Below are 19,515 nucleotides of genomic sequence, written 5' to 3'. Positions count from 1 at the left end.
TCAGTCGGCAGTGACCATGGCTGTCATGGCCGCAAGGTAGTGCTCGCCATAGGGCGGCAGCACGCCCCACTCACGGCGCGGGTCATGTGCAGGCGCCTTGAACACCGTGCGCACGTGACTGAACTCAAGGAAGCCTTCGCGGCCGTGGTAATGCCCCATGCCCGAGGCGCCCACACCACCGAACGGCGCGTCGTGCATCGCCGCGTGCATCATGACGTCGTTGACGGTGACTCCGCCCGACAGGGTGTGCTCCAGTACCCGCTGCTGTTCCTGTTGATCCTCGCCAAAGTAGTACAACGCCAGCGGACGTGGCCGGGCGTTGATATCGGCGATCACCACGTCGAGGTCCTCATACGTGAGCACTACCATGGCCGGGCCGAAGATTTCTTCACGCATGATCTGGCTGTCACGCGGCGGATTGACCACCACTCGCAGGGGCCGGCGACGGTCCTCGCTATCGGCCGTCAGCACTTCGGGCAGGCTTTCGATTCGGGCCCCCAGGGCCTGGGCTTCCTGCACATAGCCTTCGACACGCGCCAGGTGCCGCTGGTTGACCACCGCGACGACATCCGGGTTGCCGGCAACCGACGGATTGAGCTCGCAGTAAGCACTGCGCAGGGCGTCGAGGAAGGTTTCAAGCTGCGCTGTCGGTACGTACACCAGATCGGGGTTGATGCAGATCTGTCCGCCATTGCAGGCTTTGGCGGCTGCAATGCTGAAGGCCGCCTTGTTCAGGTCGGCACTGCGCCCGATGATCACTGGCGACTTGCCGCCCAACTCCAACGTCACCGGCACCAGATTCTGCGCGGCATTGCGCATGACCGAGCGGCCAATCGCGGTACTGCCGGTGAACACCATGTGGTCAAACGGCTGGGCGGTGAAGCCTTCCGCCAGCTCAGCGCCCCCCGTGACCACTGCGACCTCCAGGGGGTCAAGGTGCTCGGCACACAACTGCGCTACCAACTGCGCGGTACGCGGCACGACTTCCGACGGTTTGAGAATTGCCCGGTTGCCGGCCGCCAGCGCCGAAGCCAGCGGGCTGAACAAGGTAAACAGCGGGGCGTTCCAGGTACCAAGGATGCCGACTGTCCCCTTGGGCTGATACATGATCCAGGCCTTGGCACCCAGTTGATCGTAGGGCGCAAAGGGTTGGCGCGGCTCGTCCTGCATCCAGGCATGCAGGTTGTCCCGGGCATGCTTGAGCGATGCCAGGGAGCCCAGTACATCGTTCATCAGGGAAAAGCCGGCAGGCCTGCCACCGAAATCCAGATCCATCGCTTCGGTCAACACGCCGTGATGGCGCACCAGCAAATCGATCACCCGCTGGATACGCCCTCGGCGCTCAGCGGCACTGACCGCACCGGCACTGTTGAAGGCCTCTCTCTGCCGGGATAACAGGCTCGAAAGCGTTTGTACGGATGACGTCGCTGAACTCATTCGTGTCCCCTCGCTGGTACTGGCCCCAAGGCCCGGAAGCGCCTGATGCGCATGGGGCCACACTAGTCGCGGGCTGGCGCCCGGCGCCTCGTCCGATCGGACGAGAGTCGAACAAAAGCGTTAGTCCGTTGAGACGATGTACAGCGCCCTGCGGCGACCAATACTGGCCACACGAAAACTCCACTCCATGAGGTCTATCATGGCTATGCAAAATGCCAGCTTCGATCCCCAGGCCTTCCGCGCCGCGCTCGGTACCTTCACTACCGGGGTCACGATCATCACGACCCAGGCCGAGGACGGCTCACCTGTGGGGATCACTGCCAACAGCTTCAACTCGGTATCGCTCAACCCGCCGCTGGTGCTCTGGAGCCTGTCGAAGAACGCCCGCAGCCTGCCGGTCTTCAGCAACGGCAAGCACTGGAATGTGCATGTCCTGTCCACCGAGCAGGAAAAACTCTCGGGGCGCTTCGCCACACAGGGCGAGGACAAGTTCGCCGAAGTCCAACTCGACAATGGCGTCAGCGAGGCGCCCCTGCTGCAGGACTGCACCGCACGCTTTCAATGCCGTACCGCCTTCCAGTATGAAGGCGGCGACCATGTGATTTTTGTCGGGGAAGTGCTGGCCTTCGATCACAGCGACCGGGCGCCGCTGGCATTCCAGAGTGGCCAGTATGCGCTGGCCACCCGCAAGCCGCGCAGTGAGTTGCGCCTGGCAACCACCCCGCCACCACCGGAATGCAGCTACACCGAAGACCTGCTCGGCTACCTGCTCGGGCGCGGGCACTACCAGGTGCTCAATACCCTGCGGCGCATGGTGAGCAACCAGCAGTTGGACGAACAGGCCTTTTTCATACTGTCGGTGCTGTGTATCCGCGACAACCTGAGCCTTGAGGAAATCAACACCTTTGTCAGCTACACCGGCCATGAAGTCACACTGGCCGGTATGCGTTTTCTCGAGCGCCAGCATCTGGTAGCAATCGAGGGTGATGCCGATCAGTTGCGTTTCGTACTCACGGCAAACGGCCGTGAGCTGTCGCTGCAACAGCTGGCATTGGCCAAGGTGGTGGAGGAAGAGCTGTCGGCCAAGCTCGGCAGCGCCGACGCGCAAGCGCTCAAGGTCTTGCTCAAACGCCTGATTGTAGTGAGCGACCCCGGCTTGCCCGACCTCTGGGCGCCACGATGACGGCCGACGCACACGTCATGCCGACCAACTCGGTCGGCTGGCGAAGCCACGGCTTGTTGTTGCTGCTGGCACTGGTATTCGCCGACAACTTTGTCGGGCGCCAGATCCTGGCAGTGATGATTGAGCCGATCAAGGCGGAGTTCGGGGTCGGCGACACCGCCATGGGCCTGATCTCCGGGCTGGCCTTCGCGGCGGTGTATGCGCTCATGGGCTTACCGGCCGGACGCCTGGTGGATCGTCTGCCGCGCACTCGCCTGCTCGCGCTGTCGTGCCTGCTCTGGGCGCTAGCGACAATGGCCTGCGGACTGGCCGGCAGCTTTCTGGTGCTGGCCATTGCCCGGATGCTGGTCGCGGTGAGCGAGTCACCGACGACCTCGGCATCCCTGTCCTTGATCGCCGACCTGTATCCACCTCATCGACGTTCACTCGCCATCAGTTGCTTCACCGCAGCCCCTACGTTTTCCTCGATCATCGGCTTGAGTATCGGTGCCTGGGTGGTCGAAGTGTATGGCTGGCGTACCGCATTCATTGCCCTTGGCCTGCCAGCCCTGTTGTTTGCCGCAGTCATGGCCATTGTGGTGCGCGACCCGGTGCGGGGACGCTGGGACCTGAGCCCTGCCCCGGCCCACGCACCACTGCTCAGCATGGGCGCTGAAGCGCGCAAGCTATGGGCGCTACCGGCCTATCGCTGCCTGATTCTGGCGGGCGGCCTGACCACGCTCAGTTCCTACGCCATCGGCATGTGGAACACCAGTTTCCTGGTGCGTTCCCACGGCCTCTCACTGCAACATGCCGGCCTGTTGGCCGGGGTCATCTGTGGCACCGCCGCCGGGGTCGGCGGCCTGTTCAGCGGCTGGTTGAGCGACCGCCTGAGTCGACGCAACCCGCACTGGCAACTCTCGATTCCGGTGCTGGGCCATTTGACTGCTATCACCACCCTGAGCACCTACCTGCTCTGGCCCGACACCCTGCTGATGACGCTGGGCAGCGTGCCGATTCCAACGGCAATGGTGTGGTGTGCGCTCTACAGCTTCTTCGCCGTTTGGTGGGTAGCACCGTCCTACAACCTCGTCACACAGTTGGTACCGTCCAACCGACGCGGTACGGCCATGGCCCTGCAAACCATCGTCAGCACACTGCTCGGGGTCGGCATCGGCCCACTGGTGACCGGTCTGTTCAGCGATCTGCTGCAACCCCTGTTTGGCCAGCAGTCCCTGCGTTACGCACTACTGATGGTAAGCCTGCCGGTCATCGGCTCAGTGCTGCTGCTGATCCGGACCTCGACCCACGCCTCCAGAACGGCCTATAGCCATGCGCTGTAGGCCTTGAGCCACAGCGTACTTGCTTAAATGGGCAGCCCGTTCATGCTGGGCTGCCCATCCCTCGATCAGAACCGGCTGAAGTCCGGTTTACGTTTCTCGGTGAAGGCCGCGATGGCCTCACGTGCAGCCTCTTCATCAAGCATTTGAGCAAAGCGCTTCGCTTCTTCATTGATGCGTGCCAACACGTCGCTGGCATCTGCCAGTTTCAGCAGGCGCTTGGTCTCCATGACCGCACTCGAAGGCTGTTGGGCAATCTTGCGTGCCTGGGACAATGCGAAGTCGAGGACGGCTTCCGGTGGCAGAACACGATTGACCAGCTTCGACTGCAGCGCAAATTCGGCATCGAACGGCTCGCCGGTCAGCAGCGCCTCGGCGGCGCCCTGATGACCAAACAGCTTGGGCAAGAGCAGGCTGGACGCCGCTTCCGGGCAGAGGCCGAGGCTGACGAAGGGCACACTGAAACGGGCGTTGGAACCCGCGTAGACCAGATCGCAGTGCAGCAACAGTGTCGTGCCGACACCGACAGCCACACCGCAGACGGCCGCGACAATCGGCTTGGGAAATGCGCTCAAGGTGCGCAAGAAACGCCAGACCGGAGCATCCTCGGTCGCCGGCGGATGCCCGATGAAGTCTCCAAGATCATTGCCGGCAGAGAATACCTGCTCGCTGCCACGAATCAGCACCACGCGAACCTCACGGTCAGCCGCTGCACCGACCAGCACCTCGCTGAGCGCGTCGTACATGGTCGCGGTGATGGCGTTTTTCTTTGCTTCACGGTTAAACGCAATCGTGAGGACGCCGGCCTCCTGAGTAGTGAATATATCGCTCATCCTTGCCTCATTGGTTAAGTAAGCCACATGGCACCCGAGTATGCCTTGCCAGCTTTCCCGGGTGTTGAAAACCAATAGGACAAAGACGTCGCCTGCCGGCGTGATCGCGGCTGTCAGTGAATGCGCAGCGCTTGCATCGCAGGCAAGCCTGCTCCCACTGGGATCCGCGCAGAACCCTGCTGTTCTGTGGGATGCAGGCTTGCCTGCGATAGCGGCGGCGCGGTGTCAGCGAGTACACCGCGCCTATGGCCGGGTAGTTCAGCGGTTGGCGGTGGTCTCAGCGTGTGCGGCGTGCTGAGCCTCACGGGTATCGCCCTCAACCCGCGCCGACGCCACTACAGGCGGCGTCTCGTCCTCGCTGTTCACCGAACGGCGAAAGCCCTTGATCGACTCACCCAGGTCGGCGCCCAGGTGCTTCAAGCGTTTACTGCCGAACAGCAGCACCGCTACAACCAACACGACCAGCCAGTGTTTCCAGTCAAACACGCCCATGATTCAGTCTCCGTTTACACAGTGCAACGCCCGCACTTTGGATGCGGGCGCCCAACACGCTGATTACTCGACGTCTTCGTAAGGCAGGCCGACGTAGTTCTCGGCGATATTGACCAGGCCGGCATGGGAGTTGAAGAAGTACTCACGGTCGGCTTGCTGCATCTTCTGGTCCCAAGCGTCCTTGTGGTCGCCGAAGTCATGCAACAGGTTGGTCATGAACCAGCTGAAACGCTCGCCTTTCCAGATACGACGCAGTGCCAGCTCGGAATATTTTTCCAGCAGATCAGTGCGGCCTTCCTTGTAGACCTTGACCAGGATGCGGTACAGGTAGCACACGTCGGAGGCGGCGAGGTTCAGGCCTTTCGCACCGGTCGGAGGCACGATGTGGGCAGCGTCGCCCACCAGGAACAACTTGCCGTACTGCATCGGCTCGACCACGTAGCTGCGCAGCGGGGCAATGCTCTTTTCCAACGATGGACCGGTCACCAGCTTGTCGGCTACATCCTGCGGCAAACGGGCCTTGAGCTCATCCCAGAAACGCTCATCGGACCAGTCTTCGACCTTGTCGGTGAGCGGTACTTGCAGGTAGTAACGGCTGCGGGTCAGCGAGCGCTGGCTGCACAGGACAAAACCCCGGTCGTGGTGGGCATAGATCAGTTCATGGTTGACCGGTGGGGTATCGGACAGCAGGCCCAGCCAGCCGAACGGGTATACGCGCTCGTAATGGGTGAGGATCTCGTCCGGGATGCTCTTGCGGGCTACACCATGGAAACCATCGCAACCGGCGATGTAATCGCAGTCGATACGGTAGGTTTCGCCGCCTTTTTCAAAGGTGACATAGGGCTTCTCACCCTTCATGTCGTGAGGCTGCACGTTTTCGGCGGAGTAGATGATCGGCGCACCGCTGGCAGTGCGGGCATCCATCAGGTCCCGGGTGACTTCCGTCTGGCCATAGACCATCACGGTCTTGCCACCCGTCAGTGCCTTGAGGTCAACACGCATGCGCTTGCCGGCAACCAGCAACTCGACGCCGTCATGGACCAGGCCCTCAGCGTCCATACGCTCGGAAACACCGGCCTCGCGGAGCATGTCCACTGTGCCTTGCTCCAGAACACCAGCACGGATGCGGCCAAGCACATAGTCCGGCGTCTGACGTTCAAGAATGATGTTGTCAATGCCTGCTTTGTGCAGCAGTTGACCCAGCAGAAGTCCGGAGGGGCCGGCACCGATAATCGCAACCTGAGTTTTCATTACTGTGATCTCTCATGGGTACTCCAGCCAATTGCAGGCAGCGGCTGGAGGTTATTGTTTTATTTGGCCCCTGCATTTTTACTTACAAAAAATGGAAAAAAAGGTGATATTCCCCCTGTAAATTGCACTTTTATAAATACGGTTCGATTATCGAACAAACCGATCCGCCGCTCTATCCACCCCTGCCAGGTCGCTTCGCACGATGAAAACCAGCCTCCCCAGCATCCCTGTCTTCAAGCTGTACGGTGAAAACCAGGCGTGGCCAACCCCAGACCTGCTGCATTGTGAGTCGATCCCCAAACGCAGCAGCCTGCACCACTGGGAGATCAAACCACACCGTCACGCCGACCTGTTCCAGTTGCTTTACGTACAGCGTGGCCAAGCGGTGGTCGAGGTCGAGGGGCGGCGTACAAACGTGCAGGAAGCGTCGATTCAGGTCACTCCGCCGCTGACCGTGCATGGCTTTCAGTTTTCAGAAAACATCGAGGGCTACGTACTCACCCTCGGTGCGCCATTGGTTGCGCAGTTGGAGGCACAATTAGGCGCGCCGCTGACCGTTCTGGCATCGTCCGGCTGCTACCCGGTCGGGCGTGATCGCCGTACCCTCAACACCCTGTTCACTGCCCTGCATCAGGAGTATGAGGGCAGCGCTCCGGCACGCGACCTGCTGCTGCACTCACTGGTCAATGTGCTGATGGTCTGGATCAGCCGCCAAGGTCTGCAGAACAGGCAACCGAGTAGCCGTGGTGAACGCAACCAGCAATTGCTCAGCCGCTTTATCAAGCTGGTGGAACAGCATTACCGGGAACATCTCTCAGTGGAGCACTTCGCCCACCGCGTCGGTCTTTCCAGCGTACACCTCAATACCCTGTGCCGTGAGCTGGCCGGGCAAACAGCGCTGCAGATCATTCACCAGCGCCTGCTACTGGAAGCCAAACGCAGCCTGATCTACACCACCATGAGCATCAGTCAGCTGTCCGACAGCCTGGGTTTCACTGACCCGACCTACTTCTCACGGTTCTTCCGCCGGCTCAGTGGCCAGACCCCAAATGCATTCCGCCAGGCAGCCGGACACCGTGAAAGCGGAGCCTGAAAAGGCTCGAGTTTTTCGCAATCCGCTGAATTTTCTTAACAAATACCATCACTTGCACGGGAAGACAGCGACCAACCAGCAACACAAAAATACATAAGTCATTGTTTTTAAAGATAAAAGATTTTTACAGAAACCTGGCACGGTAGTTGAGAGGCGTCACGCTTGCGCAGATATAAAAAAAGCTGCGCAGTACTCATAACAATAAGGCTGACCCTCTCATGCATCAGAAATTCACCCTCGCCACACCCCTTGCGCTCACTGCCGCCCTTCTGCTGACCGGCACGGCTTCACAGGTTCAGGCCACTGAAGGCGGTATCTCGTCCTGGCCAATGGGCATCGAAAACTACGGCATGGGTATCCTGCCGCCACCTGGCACGTACGGTCAGGTCTTCGTTGGCAATTACCTGGCTGACACCCTGCGCGACAACGCCGGCGACAAAGCGGCTGACATCGACCTGCGTGTCACCACCATCGTGCCGCGTTTTGTCTGGGTTACCGAGCAGAAGGTCCTGGGTGGCAACCTGGGCTTTCATGCCCTGCTGCCACTCAACGACATTCGCCTGAACGTCAAGAATGGTCCGCACGACCACAAGCGCGGCATCGGCGACGCACACCTCGGCCCAGTGATCGGCTTCCACCACAGTGACAAGTTCCACACGGCCGTGGGCGTCGACTTCGTGCTGCCAACCGGCGGCGAGTACGACAAGAACGACCTGGTCAACCTGGGCAACAACTACTACACCGTGCAGGCGGTGTATGCCATGACCTACATGGACCCCAATGGCTTCAATGCCGACGTGCGCTTGATGCACGACTACAACTTCGAGAACAAGGACACCCATTACCAGTCGGGCCGCGAACTGCATGCGGACTACACCCTCGGCTGGGGCATGGGTAATGGTTGGGTGCTCGGCGTTGGTGGTCACGCCTACCAGCAGATCAGCGATGACAAATGCAGCGCCTCGAACTGCGCTGCGGCAGCGTTGGTTGATGCCAACGACGGCAACCGTGGGCGATCCTTCTCCATCGGCCCGGCCGTGCAGTACACCAGCAAGAATGGCTGGTCGCTGAGTGCCAAGTGGCAGGACGAATCGGGCGTGCGCAACCGCGCCGAAGGCCAGACCTACTGGCTGAAGTTCACTACCGCACTGTGAGCTGCTCTCGCCAGCGGTAATGAAAACGCCCCGCACCCTAGTGGTTGCGGGGCGCTTTTATGCGCATCACGAACCTTCACCCTCCCTTGAGGCGGTAACTGACCTGAGCACGGCTCATACCGAGCATCTGTGCCGCCGCAGTCACATTGCCACCAGAGCGTTCCAGCGCCAGGCGCACCAGGCGCAATTCGATTTCTTCCAGGGAGGTGCTCAAGACCCGTTGACGCCCCGAAACAAAGTCCTGCAGGCTCGCCAACGCAGGCTCGTCAGCCGCGCCATCCGACACCGCCTCGACGTCTGACGCCGAGGCGGGCTGGGCCACCTCTTCAGAGGTTTGCGCCGCCGACAAGCGCCCCTCGGCAGTCAGCCCTATGGCCGTCGCCATCAACGGAGCCCCGGCTTCGGTCAGGTGCACAACGTCCATCACCTCACCCTCGCCTGCGGCAATCACGCCACGCTCGATGAGGTTCTGCAGCTCGCGGATATTGCCCGGGAAACGATAGGTCAGCAGGGCATTGACCAAGCGCGTGCTGAAACCGGCCAATTGGCGGCCATGACGCTGGCTGAAGATACGCAGGAAGTAACTCATCAACAGCGGAATATCTTCACGACGTTCGCGTAGCGGTGGCAGGTGAATCGGGAAGACATTCAGTCGATAGAACAAGTCCTCACGAAAACGTCCGGCTTCGACTTCACGGCGCAGGTCCAGGTTGGTGGCAGCGATGACCCTTACGTCAACCGCGATCGGTGCTGTCCCCCCTACCCGTTCGATCTCACCCTCCTGCAGGGCACGCAGAATTTTGCTTTGCGCACTCAAGCTGAGCGTGGCGATCTCATCAAGGAACAGGGTGCCGCCATGGGCACGCTCGAAACGCCCAGGCCGTGACCGATCCGCGCCGGTGAAGGCACCGCGCTCGACACCGAACAACTCGGCCTCTACCAGGTTCTCCGGCAGGGTTGCGCAGTTCAAGGCGACCAACTGCGTGTGATGCCGCGAACTGGCCTGATGCAGGGTACGCGCAAACAATTCCTTGCCCACGCCCGACTCGCCGGTCAGCAGTACCGTGGCCTGGGTCGGCGCTACACGTTGCAGCAGCTGACTGGCCGCGACAAAGGCAGCGGAAATACCCACCAACTGTTTACCCTCTGGTGGTACATCGAGCTCGGCGAGGGTCGTCTCGATACCTGAGCTGTAGGCGCTACGGCTCAGGAAATCGCCCGCGTCCAGATACGCCAGATCGACGTCGATATCCTCCCACTGCTCGGCTGGCTTGCCGACGATACGGCAGGCCTGGTGGCCCATGGCGCGGCACTCTTCCTCGCGAAAGACCACCAGGCGTCCGAGCAGCGACGAAGCATAGCCGCTGGCGTAACCGATCTCCATCCAGCAGGCGGGTTCGCCTCCCAACCCGTAGACCGCGATGTGTTCGTCGTCCTCCAGGGAGTTGTGCCAGAGGAATTCGGAGTAGAAGTGCCCGGCGCTGGAGTCGATCTCGAAGCGCACGACCTCGACATTGACCATGCCCTCAAGCATATGCAGCCGCGGCCCGGCGCTATAGAGGCTGGCGTGATCACCCTCGGGCCATTGCTCGCTGACCTGCGCAGCATCGCGTGCACCGGCCTGCCAGCCGATGCGCGTGAGCAAGCCGCGCGCCTTGTCGAACCCTAGCGCATCAATCAGTTCACGGCGGATAGCCCCGAACGCAGAGCCTTGCAGCAGCATCATGCGCTGGCCGCACAACCAGATGCTGCCATCCTGTGGCGCGAAGGCCACGGTTTCAGCCAGTTGCTCAGCGGACGGCAAGCCGCTGGCACCGAACTGGCTGGCCCGATCAACGATCAGGCGCTTCTGTCGACCGAGTAACTGCTTGAGAAAATCCTCATCCGCAGGACGGCCGGTCTTGTTGGTTATTGTTGTACGAGTCATAGGCAATCAACAGAAGGCAGATAAGTAGTCTTTCAGTATGCCCAGCCCCCCCGACGGGTCAATCGGCAGGCGGGCAACGGTACGCTGCAAGCACCACTTTCGTCCGATAACCGCACATTTTTCATCATTCAGCGCACCGCTGAGCTTTCGACAGCCTGCAACTTCTCTGCATAAATTTCCGCACTGGGCGTTTTAACACCTCCTGCCCGCGACATGCTGTCGCGCCAAAAAACACTCGCAAGTCACTGTTTTTAAAGGAAAAACAATCACAAACAGCAGCGTGGCACGATAATTGTTAGTCACAGGTCACGTGCACATTGATAAAAAAAATACAGGTGACCCCGACATGACGACTGCCCACTTCGCACTTGACACCCAGCGCACCTTACCGTGGCGACTACTCTGCAAGTGCGCCCCGCTGGACAGTGCTCTCGGTGACCTTCGTCAGCCTCGCGGCTGAACCGTAACCCCTGCGTACCACGACCAGCCGGAAGCCTTCGGCCAGCGGCCTTTCAGCCGCTGATGGATGACCTTTCGGTTCTATAAGAGAGAACATCATGACCACTACTCGCCCTGCCTATCAGAACCTTGACTTGCAGCCGCTCGCCGGAGAATGGCGTGCCGGCAGCGCCGGTCGCTCGTTGGAAGTGTCTGACCCCTTCACCCAACAGCGCTTGCTGGACATCACCCTGGCCAACCGCGAAGACCTCGATGCGGCCTACCGCAAGGCACGCGAAACCCAGGCCGAGTGGGCAAGCAAAGGGCCAGCGGCGCGTGCCCAGGTGCTGCTCAATGCGGTGAAGATTTTCGACGAACGCCGTGAGGAGATCATCGACTGGATCATTCGTGAGTCCGGCAGTACCCGCATCAAGGCTCAGATCGAGTGGGGCGCCGCCCGTGCCATCACGTTGGAATCGGCCAGCCTGCCAAGCCGTGTACACGGGCGCATCATGGCGTCGAACATCCCGGGCAAGGAAAGCCGCGTGTACCGCACGCCATTGGGCGTGATCGGTGTCATCAGCCCATGGAACTTCCCCCTGCACCTGACCGCCCGCTCCCTGGCCCCCGCGCTGGCGCTGGGCAATGCCGTGGTGGTCAAGCCGGCCAGTGACACCCCTGTCACCGGTGGCCTGCTGCTGGCGCGTATTTTCGAGGAAGCCGGCCTGCCGGCAGGCGTACTCAGCGTGGTCGTGGGTTCTGGCGCGGAAATCGGCGATGCCTTTGTCGAGCACCCGGTACCGGCATTCATTTCCTTCACCGGCTCCACTCAGGTTGGACGCAACATCGGCCGAATCGCCAGTGGCGGCGAGCACCTCAAGCACGTTGCCCTCGAACTGGGTGGCAATAGCCCGTTTGTGGTCCTGGCCGATGCAGACGTCGAGCAGGCCGTCAACGCAGCCGTGGTGGGCAAGTTCCTTCACCAGGGGCAGATCTGCATGGCGATCAACCGCATCATCGTCGAGCAGCCACTGCTGGAAGCCTTCACCCGCCGCTTCGTCGAGCGCGTGAAAGCCCTGCCCTACGGCGACCCAAGCAAGGCCGAGACCGTGGTCGGCCCAGTGATCAACGCCAAGCAACTGGCTGGCCTGCAGGAGAAGATCACCACGGCCATCGCCGAGGGCGCCACGCTGCTGGTCGGTGCGCAAGCCCAGGGCAATGTATTGCCACCGCATGTGTTCGGTGACGTGACCGCCGACATGGACATCGCCCGGGAAGAAATCTTTGGCCCGCTGGTGGGCATTCAGTCCGCCCGCGACGCCGAACATGCACTGGAACTGGCAAACCGCAGCGAGTACGGGCTGTCCAGCGCCGTGTTCACCTCCAGCCTGGAGCGCGGTGTGCAGTTCGCCCAGCGTATTCATGCCGGCATGACCCACGTTAACGACATCCCGGTCAATGACGAACCGAATGCGCCATTCGGCGGTGAGAAGAACTCCGGTCTCGGCCGCTTCAACGGCGACTGGGCCATCGAAGAGTTCACCACTGATCACTGGATCACCCTGCAACACGCCCCTCGTCCGTATCCGTTCTGATCCGGCCCAAGGCGCTCATGAACCAACCTACCAATAACAATATGGAGTACGAAATGTCCTCACTCCTCAACAGCGCTGCTGTGAAGCGGACCTTCGCTGCTTGTTTCGCCCTGCCTTTTGTCGTGCTTGCCGGTAATGCTGCCGCCGATGGTGATGGCGTCTGGAAAGGCGGCGAAAACGTCTATGCCAAGGTTTGTGGCCACTGCCATGAAAACAAGGTTGGCCCGGTCATCAAAGGCCGCCAACTGCCACCGGCATACATCACCGCCGTGGTCCGCAACGGCTTCCGCGCCATGCCGGCCTTCCCAGCCTCGTTCATCGACGACAACTCACTGCAGCAGGTCGCCGAATACATTTCCAAGGCGTCTGCGCCAGCGGCCAAACCTTAAGGAGCGCGTCATGAACGTCGAACGTCGTTTCCTGCTCAAAGGTATGGCCCTGGGTGGCCTGGCCGGTGTCGCCATGGGCAGTTCCAGCCTGGCCATGGCCAACACCATGCTGGGCGGCCAAGCCCGGCCGGCACTGCCGACCCTGGCCTTGGTCAGCGGCAATGTCGCCGAGTCGGCCTTCCTCCAGGGGATCAAGGCCAGCAACGCTGCCAAGCAGGTCAGCGTGCAGCGCACCGACCTGAGCCTGGACTTCATCCTCGGCCTGGAAAAACGCCTGCGCAGCGGCCAACCGCAACGCATCATTGGCCTGGTCGACGATGCCAGCGCGGCGCTGATCATAGACCTGGCGCGCAGCACGGGTGCCCGGGTGCAATGGCTGGGCCAGCACAATGCAACGGCCAACGCCTCACAGCACCGTCTGCTTAGCGCCGAAGCGGCCAGCGGCTGCGCCCCGCAGCTTGGCCTGCAGCTGAATGCCTGCGGCACCGGTTTCAGCCTCAGCGAACAGCGTCTGCATGGCAATAAAGCCCCGCTGCAGATGGGCGCCGCCAGCCGTAACCGTGCGGGTTCCGAGCAATGGGCCGCCACCCTCGGCTACGCCCTGGCGGTAATGGGCACCGCCGACAGCGGACAGGCGCCTCTGGTGGCCAGCCGCCCATCGCCGTTGACCGGCAATTTCGTTTCGTTCTCGATCGAAGCTTGAAGGAGCTAATCAGATGACTGAGCAAACCAACACCACACTGCTCCCGCGCGGCGTCGATGCTGCCAACTTCCAACAAGCCATCGCCAAATTCCGTGCGCTGCTGGGCGAGGACAATGTCCTGGTCAAGGACGATCAACTGATCCCCTACACCAAAATCATGATGGCCGTGGACAACGCCGAGCACGCGCCATCCGCCGCCGTCACCGCCACGACCGTCGAGCAAGTGCAAGGCGTGGTGAAGATCTGCAACGAACACAAGATTCCGGTGTGGACCATCTCCACCGGCCGTAACTTCGGTTACGGTTCGGCGGCACCAGGCCAACGCGGCCAGGTGATCCTCGACCTGAAGAAAATGAACAAGATCCTGCATGTCGACCCAGAGCTGGGTACTGCACTGGTCGAACCGGGTGTGACCTACCAGCAGTTGTATGACTACCTGCAGGAAAACAACCTGCCGCTCATGCTGTCGTTCTCCGCACCGTCGGCCATCGCTGGCCCGCTGGGCAATACCATGGACCGTGGCGTGGGCTACACCCCCTATGGCGAACACTTCCTGATGCAATGTGGCATGGAAGTGGTGCTGGCCAACGGTGACGTCTACCGTACCGGTATGGGCGGCGTTAAAGGCGACAAGGCCTGGCAGGTGTTCAAATGGGGCTACGGCCCGACCCTGGACGGCATGTTCACCCAGGCCAACTATGGTATCTGCACCAAGATGGGTTTCTGGCTGATGCCAAAACCACCGGTGTTCAAGCCGTTCGAGATCAAATTCGAGAACGAGTCGGACATCGCCGAGATTGTCGAATTCATCCGCCCACTGCGTATTGCCCAGGTCATTCCGAACTCGGTGGTCATCGCCGGCGTACTCTGGGAAGCCTCCACCTGCAACACCCGCCGTGCCGACTACACCACTGAGCCGGGTGCGACCTCCGACGCGATCCTCAAGCAAATCCAGAAGGACAAGAACCTCGGTGCCTGGAACGTCTATGCCGCGCTCTACGGCACTCAGGAACAGGTCGATGTGAACTGGAAGATCGTCACCGGCGCCCTGAAACAACTGGGTAAAGGCCGCATCGTCACCCAGGAAGAAGCCGGTGACACCCAGCCGTTCAAGTACCGTGCGCAACTGATGTCGGGTGTGCCGAACCTGCAGGAATTCGGCTTGTACAACTGGCGTGGCGGCGGTGGTTCGATGTGGTTCGCCCCGGTGAGCCAGGCCCGTGGCAGCGAGTGCAACAAGCAGCAGGCGCTGGCCAAGAAGATCCTCAACAAACACGGTCTGGACTATGTCGGCGAGTTCATCGTCGGCTGGCGCGACATGCACCACGTCATCGACGTGCTGTACGACCGCACCAACCCGGAGGAGACCAAGCGCGCCAACGCCTGCTTCGCCGAACTGCTGGATGTGTTCGAGAGCGAAGGTTACGCCGTGTACCGCGTCAACACCGCCTTCCAGGAGCGTGTGGCGCAGAGCTACGGCCCGGTGAAGCGCAAGGTTGAGCATGCGCTCAAACGTGCCCTGGACCCGAACAACATCCTCTCGCCGGGCAAGTCGGGCATCGACCTCGCCAACCCGTTCTGATTGCTCTTGATGCCCCGCCGAAACCTCTCGGCGGGGCCGTTTTTACCGCTAGGAAATACCATGAAATACGCGCAACTGCTCGCTGCCAGTGCCTTGCTGCTGGCTGCCCCTCTGGCCCTTGCTCAGGGCGACGCCACCCAGGGCAAAGCCCTGTTCACTGCCCAGTGCGGCTTCTGTCACAGCCCCGAAGCGGGCAAGAATCTCATGGGCCCAAGCCTGCATGGCGTCTTCGGCCGTGCCAGCGCCCAGGCCCCCGCCTTCAGCTACTCTGCCGCACTGCAAGGTGCCAAGCTGCAGTGGAATGAAGCAAACCTGGACAAATGGCTGACCAGTCCTGCCACCCTGTTGCCGGGCAACATGATGATGTTCCCAGGCCAGGCAGACGCGCAGAACCGCCAACACCTGATCGCTTACCTGAAAACACTGAACTAAGCGTGTTCAGGGGCACCCGGGTGACCATTACCGCAGCGTTTCCGTAGGTTCTGCCGTCGATACGACCCTCGCGCGTCTGGTCACCCTGTTGCCACCCACACCTTAAGTCGTACCCCCTGCCTCTTTGGTACTGGAAAGCCCCGGTGCGCTTGACAGTCCAACAGGCCGCTCGCAATTCTTGCTGCGCAAAACAGGCCCTCCATAACAAAAATAGCGATTGAGTGGCGCTTCACTGCGCCATCGGAACAAGGAGTTCGTCGATGCTTGGCTACTATGCGCAATACAGCAAGGACTACCTCACTACCCTGATGATCGTGACCACGCTTTTCTTCGCGCTGCCGATCTTCATTGCGCCTGTTGCCTGGGCCAAAGCCATGCGCTGGACGATTCCAGACCATCAGCACCTGGCCATTTACTTCGGACGCTGCCTCGGCGCCTTTATTCTGGTGATTGAAGCCGCGATGCTGCGCTCGGTCACGACCGGAACCGGTTACAGCTACGCATTCGACCTGCTGTTCGTGGTCTTCGGCCTGATGTTCGTCGTGCATGTCTATGGCGCACTGAAGCGTATCCAGCCGATTACCGAAACCCTGGAAATCGGCTTCTGGGTGATGCTCTTCGTCCTTAACATCCTGTTCTACCCGGCCACCGTCCTCACGCCCTGAACACACCGTGCGATGGCAGCAACCGCTCTACTGCCTGGCAGTACGACCTTTTGCCCATGGTCGCGACGGCGCTGCAGGCGCACACTGGTTTCAGCTGAAGGATCAGCGACCCGTCGCAGAGAGCCCGCCCCGTGCGGGCTTTTTGTCGTCTGGTGCCTTGGGGTGCAACACCGGCGTATCGGGACTCGCGCCCGCCCACGGCTGATCGTCCATAGGGACGATGTTTCGACTCACGATGCCTGCGACAGTGGCTACGGCCCCTCCGGCCAACTGGCCATTCGTACGCAAGGGTGAGAGATGAACAACAGTGCTGTCGAGATCACCAATCTACTTTACCGCTACGCTGAGAAAATGGATGGTGGTGATCTGGAAGGTGCTGCGGCCCTCTTCAGGCATGCGCGCATCAAGGTTCAGAGCCGCGACGATTTGATTGATGAACACGCACTGTTGCTGGTCTGGAAACAACACATAAAAATCTATCCCTGCGGCACACCGCGTACAAAACACATCATCAGCAATCCCATCATCGAGATCGATGAAGCCTCAGGCAAGGCGACCGTACGCGCCTACTACACGGTTTTTCAGGAAACCGACGAGATCCCGCTTCAACCCATTGCCGCAGGCCGTTACCACGATACATTTGAACGCATCGACCAGACGTGGCGTTTTTCCTTTCGCGACTACTCCCTACTGGAATTGACAGGCAACCTGAGTGCTCATCTGAAGGGCTTTTTTCCATTTGCATGGTAAGCAGCTGACAATGACCCGCCTATCGAGACGTAGACCAGTGGGCGAGCCCGGGTTCACCTTTCTGATAAATGTCAAAAGGCTCCGACCAGTCCACGGATAGAGTAGTCAAAATGGCTACCTACCCATTGAGACACCCATGAGCAGCTCGCAGGACGAGGTCATCGCCTTTCTCTCATGCCCCGGCAGCTACCCTGGGCCTGAGCAGCCTGTCACCTGCATTGAAAGCCACGGTTCCAGAGTGTTTCTGCATGCAGACCGGGCGTATAAACTAAAGCTCGCGGTGGCCTATGCAGAACTGAATTTCCTCACCCTGAAACGCCGCGAGCACGCTTGCCGGGCCGAGTTGCGCCTCAACAGCCGGACAGCCCCTGACCTGTATTTGCGCCTGTGCCCAATCACACGCCAGGCAGACGGTCGGCTGGCCTTCGATGGTGATGGCCACGTCATGGACTGGCTGGTGGTGATGCGTCGCTTTCCTCAAAAAGCGCTGTTCGACCGTATGGCGGTTGAAGGGCGATTAAGCGAACCGTTGATCCATGAGCTAGGGGCCGAGATTGCGCGGTTTCATGCCAGCGCCGAGGTGCGTCAGCAGGACCCGGCACTGCGGCAACTGAAGGCCGACAAAGCCAGGCAGTTACTGCGTCAGGCACAAGGCTACCTGAGCCACGAAAGCCCGCTTCTGGGAGTAACCACGGCATGTTGAAGAAACCCTATGCCTACCGAGCCAACAGTGCCCAGGCCGCCATTACCCCGGTGTTACGCCATTACGCCGAACCGCTGCCTGCGGTAGATACAGAAGCCTTTGGCGAACTGTTTGACCGATACGCCGATGCACGCGTGGTCATGATCGGCGAAGCCAGCCATGGCACCTCGGACTTCTATCAAGCCCGTGCGGCGATCACCCAGCGACTGATTGCCAAGCACGGTTTCAACATCGTCGCCGTCGAAGCGGACTGGCCGGATGCCGGCCACCTTGACCGTTATGTGCGCGGCCTGGCAGCGACAGCCTGGAAGCATCACATTTTCAGCAGATTCCCCACCTGGATGTGGCGCAATGCCGAGGTCAAAGCCTTTGCCCATTGGCTTCATCAACACAACCACTTGATAGCCCCCGAACAGCGTGTCGAATTTCGTGGGCTGGATGTGTACAGCCTGCGCAATTCCATTCGTGAAGTCTTGCACTACCTGGACAGTGTCGCCCCACTGTTGGCGCAGGAGGCGCGGCAACGCTACGGATGCCTGACCCCTTGGCAGGATGATCCCACGCTGTATGGGCATTTTGTCGAGCGTGCGGGCGTGATGCCCTGTGAGCAAGCGGTGGTCGAGCAACTGAACGTCATGCTGACCAAACAGATGACCGGGCTAATGAAGGACGACGAAGCCTTTTTCAATGCCCGGCAGAATGCACAAGTCATCCGGGCGGCGGAACAATACTACCGGGCCATTTATCGCGGCTCGAGTGCCTCGTGGAACCTGCGCGACCGGCATATGTTCGACACCTTGCAGGCACTGCTCACGCATCGGGGCACTCACGCCAAGGCCGTGGTGTGGGCGCACAACTCCCACATCGGCAATGCGAGTGCCACGGAGATGGGTTGGAAAGGACAGTTCAATATCGGACAACTCTGTCGCAACGCCTACGGCCGTGACGTGGTACTGATCGGCATGAGCACCGATCATGGCCAGGTAGCGGCAGCCGATGATTGGGATGGCGACATGCACATCAAGGATGTGCGCCCCTCACGTGCCGATAGCTGGGAACAGCAGTTTCTCAAGGCCGGCGTGCCTCGCTCATTGACCGACTGGCGTGATCCCCAACGAGAGGATTTGCGCGAGGCGCTGTCCATGTCGCTGCTGGAACGGGCCATCGGCGTCATCTACCGCCCGCAAAGTGAACGCGAAAGTCACTACTTTCAGGCCGTACTGGCCGAGCAGTTCGACGCGATGGTGTGGTTTGAAAAGACGCGTCCGGTCACAGCGTTGCCGCTGCCGAAATCCCAGAGACTGGAACCGGAAGACGAGACCTATCCGTTTGGCGTGTAGGGGCAGCCTATAGCTTCGACGAGGACAGTAATGCTGTTCATTTAAGGGCGCGACATGGGCTGAGCCTGTCTTTCCGGCGGTGCTTTTCCATGTGCTGAACCTGCAGGCACCGCCAAATCGTCCCTCCAGGAGGTCGTTTGTGGCTATTGGCTCTTACCTCGTGAACATATCCATTTCCTGCAGCGGCACCACCGGCTGGTTTCGCCTTTTACGGCGACCCACTTTTGGA

General features: G+C 60.6%; 18 protein-coding genes. 13 read left to right on the top strand and 5 right to left on the bottom strand.

The features are described 5' to 3' along the window. Positions 1-1,437: a coniferyl aldehyde dehydrogenase gene (locus IE038_RS16305; protein ID WP_189395935.1), complete on the bottom strand. Its 1,437-nt coding sequence runs from the start codon at positions 1,435-1,437 to the stop codon at positions 1-3. 199 nt (positions 1,438-1,636) lie between these two features. Between IE038_RS16305 and IE038_RS16300 the strand changes: the two genes are divergently transcribed. Beyond that, positions 1,637-2,620 (top strand): flavin reductase family protein, encoded by a 984-nt coding sequence (locus IE038_RS16300; RefSeq protein WP_163938544.1) that lies wholly within the window; start codon positions 1,637-1,639, stop codon positions 2,618-2,620. Between the two features lie 17 nt (positions 2,621-2,637). After that, on the top strand, positions 2,638-3,942 hold the full coding sequence (locus tag IE038_RS16295) for a spinster family MFS transporter (RefSeq protein WP_189395960.1): 1,305 nt from the start codon (positions 2,638-2,640) through the stop codon (positions 3,940-3,942). Positions 3,943-4,007: 65 nt separating this feature from the next. Here the strand turns inward: IE038_RS16295 and IE038_RS16290 are convergent, their stop codons facing one another. The 3 genes from IE038_RS16290 to pobA all read right to left on the bottom strand — a co-directional run bounded on the left by IE038_RS16290 (position 4,008) and on the right by pobA (position 6,515). Next, positions 4,008-4,772, bottom strand: coding sequence for an enoyl-CoA hydratase (locus IE038_RS16290; RefSeq protein WP_189395934.1), 765 nt, complete (start codon positions 4,770-4,772; stop codon positions 4,008-4,010). A gap of 258 nt (positions 4,773-5,030) precedes the next feature. Then, the gene (gene tatA / locus IE038_RS16285) at positions 5,031-5,264 is read right to left on the bottom strand and encodes a twin-arginine translocase TatA/TatE family subunit (protein WP_189395933.1); all 234 of its coding nucleotides are present in this window, start codon (positions 5,262-5,264) and stop codon (positions 5,031-5,033) included. A gap of 63 nt (positions 5,265-5,327) precedes the next feature. Then, complete coding sequence (gene pobA, locus IE038_RS16280) at positions 5,328-6,515, bottom strand: 4-hydroxybenzoate 3-monooxygenase (RefSeq protein ID WP_189395932.1); 1,188 nt, start codon at positions 6,513-6,515, stop codon at positions 5,328-5,330. A gap of 202 nt (positions 6,516-6,717) precedes the next feature. On the opposite strand from pobA, the gene IE038_RS16275 reads away from it, so the two are divergent. Both IE038_RS16275 and IE038_RS16270 read left to right on the top strand, forming a co-directional pair. After that, complete coding sequence (locus IE038_RS16275) at positions 6,718-7,608, top strand: helix-turn-helix domain-containing protein (protein ID WP_163935547.1); 891 nt, start codon at positions 6,718-6,720, stop codon at positions 7,606-7,608. Between the two features lie 218 nt (positions 7,609-7,826). Then, positions 7,827-8,762 carry a SphA family protein gene (locus tag IE038_RS16270; RefSeq protein ID WP_163935545.1) on the top strand — a complete coding sequence of 312 codons (936 nt, stop codon included), beginning with the start codon at positions 7,827-7,829 and terminating at the stop codon, positions 8,760-8,762. A gap of 76 nt (positions 8,763-8,838) precedes the next feature. Here the strand turns inward: IE038_RS16270 and IE038_RS16265 are convergent, their stop codons facing one another. After that, entirely contained in the window at positions 8,839-10,689 is a 1,851-nt protein-coding gene (locus IE038_RS16265) for a sigma-54-dependent Fis family transcriptional regulator (RefSeq protein ID WP_163935541.1), read from the bottom strand. Between the two features lie 557 nt (positions 10,690-11,246). Between IE038_RS16265 and pchA the strand changes: the two genes are divergently transcribed. The 9 genes from pchA (at position 11,247) to IE038_RS16220 (ending at position 19,286) form a co-directional block, all read left to right on the top strand. Further along, positions 11,247-12,722: a 4-hydroxybenzaldehyde dehydrogenase gene (gene pchA, locus IE038_RS16260; protein ID WP_163935538.1), complete on the top strand. Its 1,476-nt coding sequence runs from the start codon at positions 11,247-11,249 to the stop codon at positions 12,720-12,722. Between the two features lie 53 nt (positions 12,723-12,775). Then, complete coding sequence (locus IE038_RS16255) at positions 12,776-13,111, top strand: c-type cytochrome (protein WP_163935535.1); 336 nt, start codon at positions 12,776-12,778, stop codon at positions 13,109-13,111. A 10-nt stretch (positions 13,112-13,121) separates the two neighbouring features. Next, positions 13,122-13,814, top strand: coding sequence for a hypothetical protein (locus IE038_RS16250; protein WP_163935532.1), 693 nt, complete (start codon positions 13,122-13,124; stop codon positions 13,812-13,814). A 13-nt stretch (positions 13,815-13,827) separates the two neighbouring features. Continuing rightward, a complete protein-coding gene (locus tag IE038_RS16245; protein WP_163935528.1) occupies positions 13,828-15,396 on the top strand; it encodes an FAD-binding oxidoreductase in 1,569 nt (522 codons plus the stop codon). 60 nt (positions 15,397-15,456) lie between these two features. Continuing rightward, complete coding sequence (locus tag IE038_RS16240) at positions 15,457-15,828, top strand: c-type cytochrome (protein WP_163935525.1); 372 nt, start codon at positions 15,457-15,459, stop codon at positions 15,826-15,828. 260 nt (positions 15,829-16,088) lie between these two features. Beyond that, entirely contained in the window at positions 16,089-16,493 is a 405-nt protein-coding gene (locus tag IE038_RS16235; protein ID WP_163935522.1) for a hypothetical protein, read from the top strand. 297 nt (positions 16,494-16,790) lie between these two features. Beyond that, positions 16,791-17,243, top strand: coding sequence for a nuclear transport factor 2 family protein (locus IE038_RS16230; protein WP_163935519.1), 453 nt, complete (start codon positions 16,791-16,793; stop codon positions 17,241-17,243). 136 nt (positions 17,244-17,379) lie between these two features. Then, entirely contained in the window at positions 17,380-17,946 is a 567-nt protein-coding gene (locus IE038_RS16225) for a hypothetical protein (RefSeq protein ID WP_163935516.1), read from the top strand. After that, positions 17,940-19,286, top strand: a complete 1,347-nt coding sequence (locus IE038_RS16220) for an erythromycin esterase family protein (RefSeq protein WP_163935512.1) — start codon at positions 17,940-17,942, stop codon at positions 19,284-19,286. The genes IE038_RS16225 and IE038_RS16220 overlap by 7 nt, the downstream gene beginning before the upstream one ends. The last annotated feature ends 229 nt before the right edge of the window (positions 19,287-19,515 follow it).

The organism is Pseudomonas laurentiana (assembly GCF_014648275.1).
Taxonomy (GTDB): Bacteria; Pseudomonadota; Gammaproteobacteria; order Pseudomonadales; family Pseudomonadaceae; genus Aquipseudomonas; species Aquipseudomonas laurentiana.
This window is presented reverse-complemented; position numbering and strand designations above follow the sequence as displayed.

Coding starts and splice junctions, on each gene's coding strand:
- IE038_RS16235 (WP_163935522.1), top strand. CDS start 16,089: ATGCTTGGCTACTATGCGCAATACAGCAAGGACTACCTCACTACCCTG.
- IE038_RS16255 (WP_163935535.1), top strand. CDS start 12,776: ATGTCCTCACTCCTCAACAGCGCTGCTGTGAAGCGGACCTTCGCTGCT.
- IE038_RS16300 (WP_163938544.1), top strand. CDS start 1,637: ATGGCTATGCAAAATGCCAGCTTCGATCCCCAGGCCTTCCGCGCCGCG.
- IE038_RS16270 (WP_163935545.1), top strand. CDS start 7,827: ATGCATCAGAAATTCACCCTCGCCACACCCCTTGCGCTCACTGCCGCC.
- IE038_RS16290 (WP_189395934.1), bottom strand. CDS start 4,772: ATGAGCGATATATTCACTACTCAGGAGGCCGGCGTCCTCACGATTGCG.
- IE038_RS16225 (WP_163935516.1), top strand. CDS start 17,380: ATGAGCAGCTCGCAGGACGAGGTCATCGCCTTTCTCTCATGCCCCGGC.
- IE038_RS16220 (WP_163935512.1), top strand. CDS start 17,940: ATGTTGAAGAAACCCTATGCCTACCGAGCCAACAGTGCCCAGGCCGCC.
- IE038_RS16305 (WP_189395935.1), bottom strand. CDS start 1,437: ATGAGTTCAGCGACGTCATCCGTACAAACGCTTTCGAGCCTGTTATCC.
- pchA (WP_163935538.1), top strand. CDS start 11,247: ATGACCACTACTCGCCCTGCCTATCAGAACCTTGACTTGCAGCCGCTC.
- pobA (WP_189395932.1), bottom strand. CDS start 6,515: ATGAAAACTCAGGTTGCGATTATCGGTGCCGGCCCCTCCGGACTTCTG.
- IE038_RS16295 (WP_189395960.1), top strand. CDS start 2,638: ATGCCGACCAACTCGGTCGGCTGGCGAAGCCACGGCTTGTTGTTGCTG.
- IE038_RS16240 (WP_163935525.1), top strand. CDS start 15,457: ATGAAATACGCGCAACTGCTCGCTGCCAGTGCCTTGCTGCTGGCTGCC.
- IE038_RS16245 (WP_163935528.1), top strand. CDS start 13,828: ATGACTGAGCAAACCAACACCACACTGCTCCCGCGCGGCGTCGATGCT.
- IE038_RS16265 (WP_163935541.1), bottom strand. CDS start 10,689: ATGACTCGTACAACAATAACCAACAAGACCGGCCGTCCTGCGGATGAG.
- IE038_RS16275 (WP_163935547.1), top strand. CDS start 6,718: ATGAAAACCAGCCTCCCCAGCATCCCTGTCTTCAAGCTGTACGGTGAA.
- IE038_RS16230 (WP_163935519.1), top strand. CDS start 16,791: ATGAACAACAGTGCTGTCGAGATCACCAATCTACTTTACCGCTACGCT.
- IE038_RS16250 (WP_163935532.1), top strand. CDS start 13,122: ATGAACGTCGAACGTCGTTTCCTGCTCAAAGGTATGGCCCTGGGTGGC.
- tatA (WP_189395933.1), bottom strand. CDS start 5,264: ATGGGCGTGTTTGACTGGAAACACTGGCTGGTCGTGTTGGTTGTAGCG.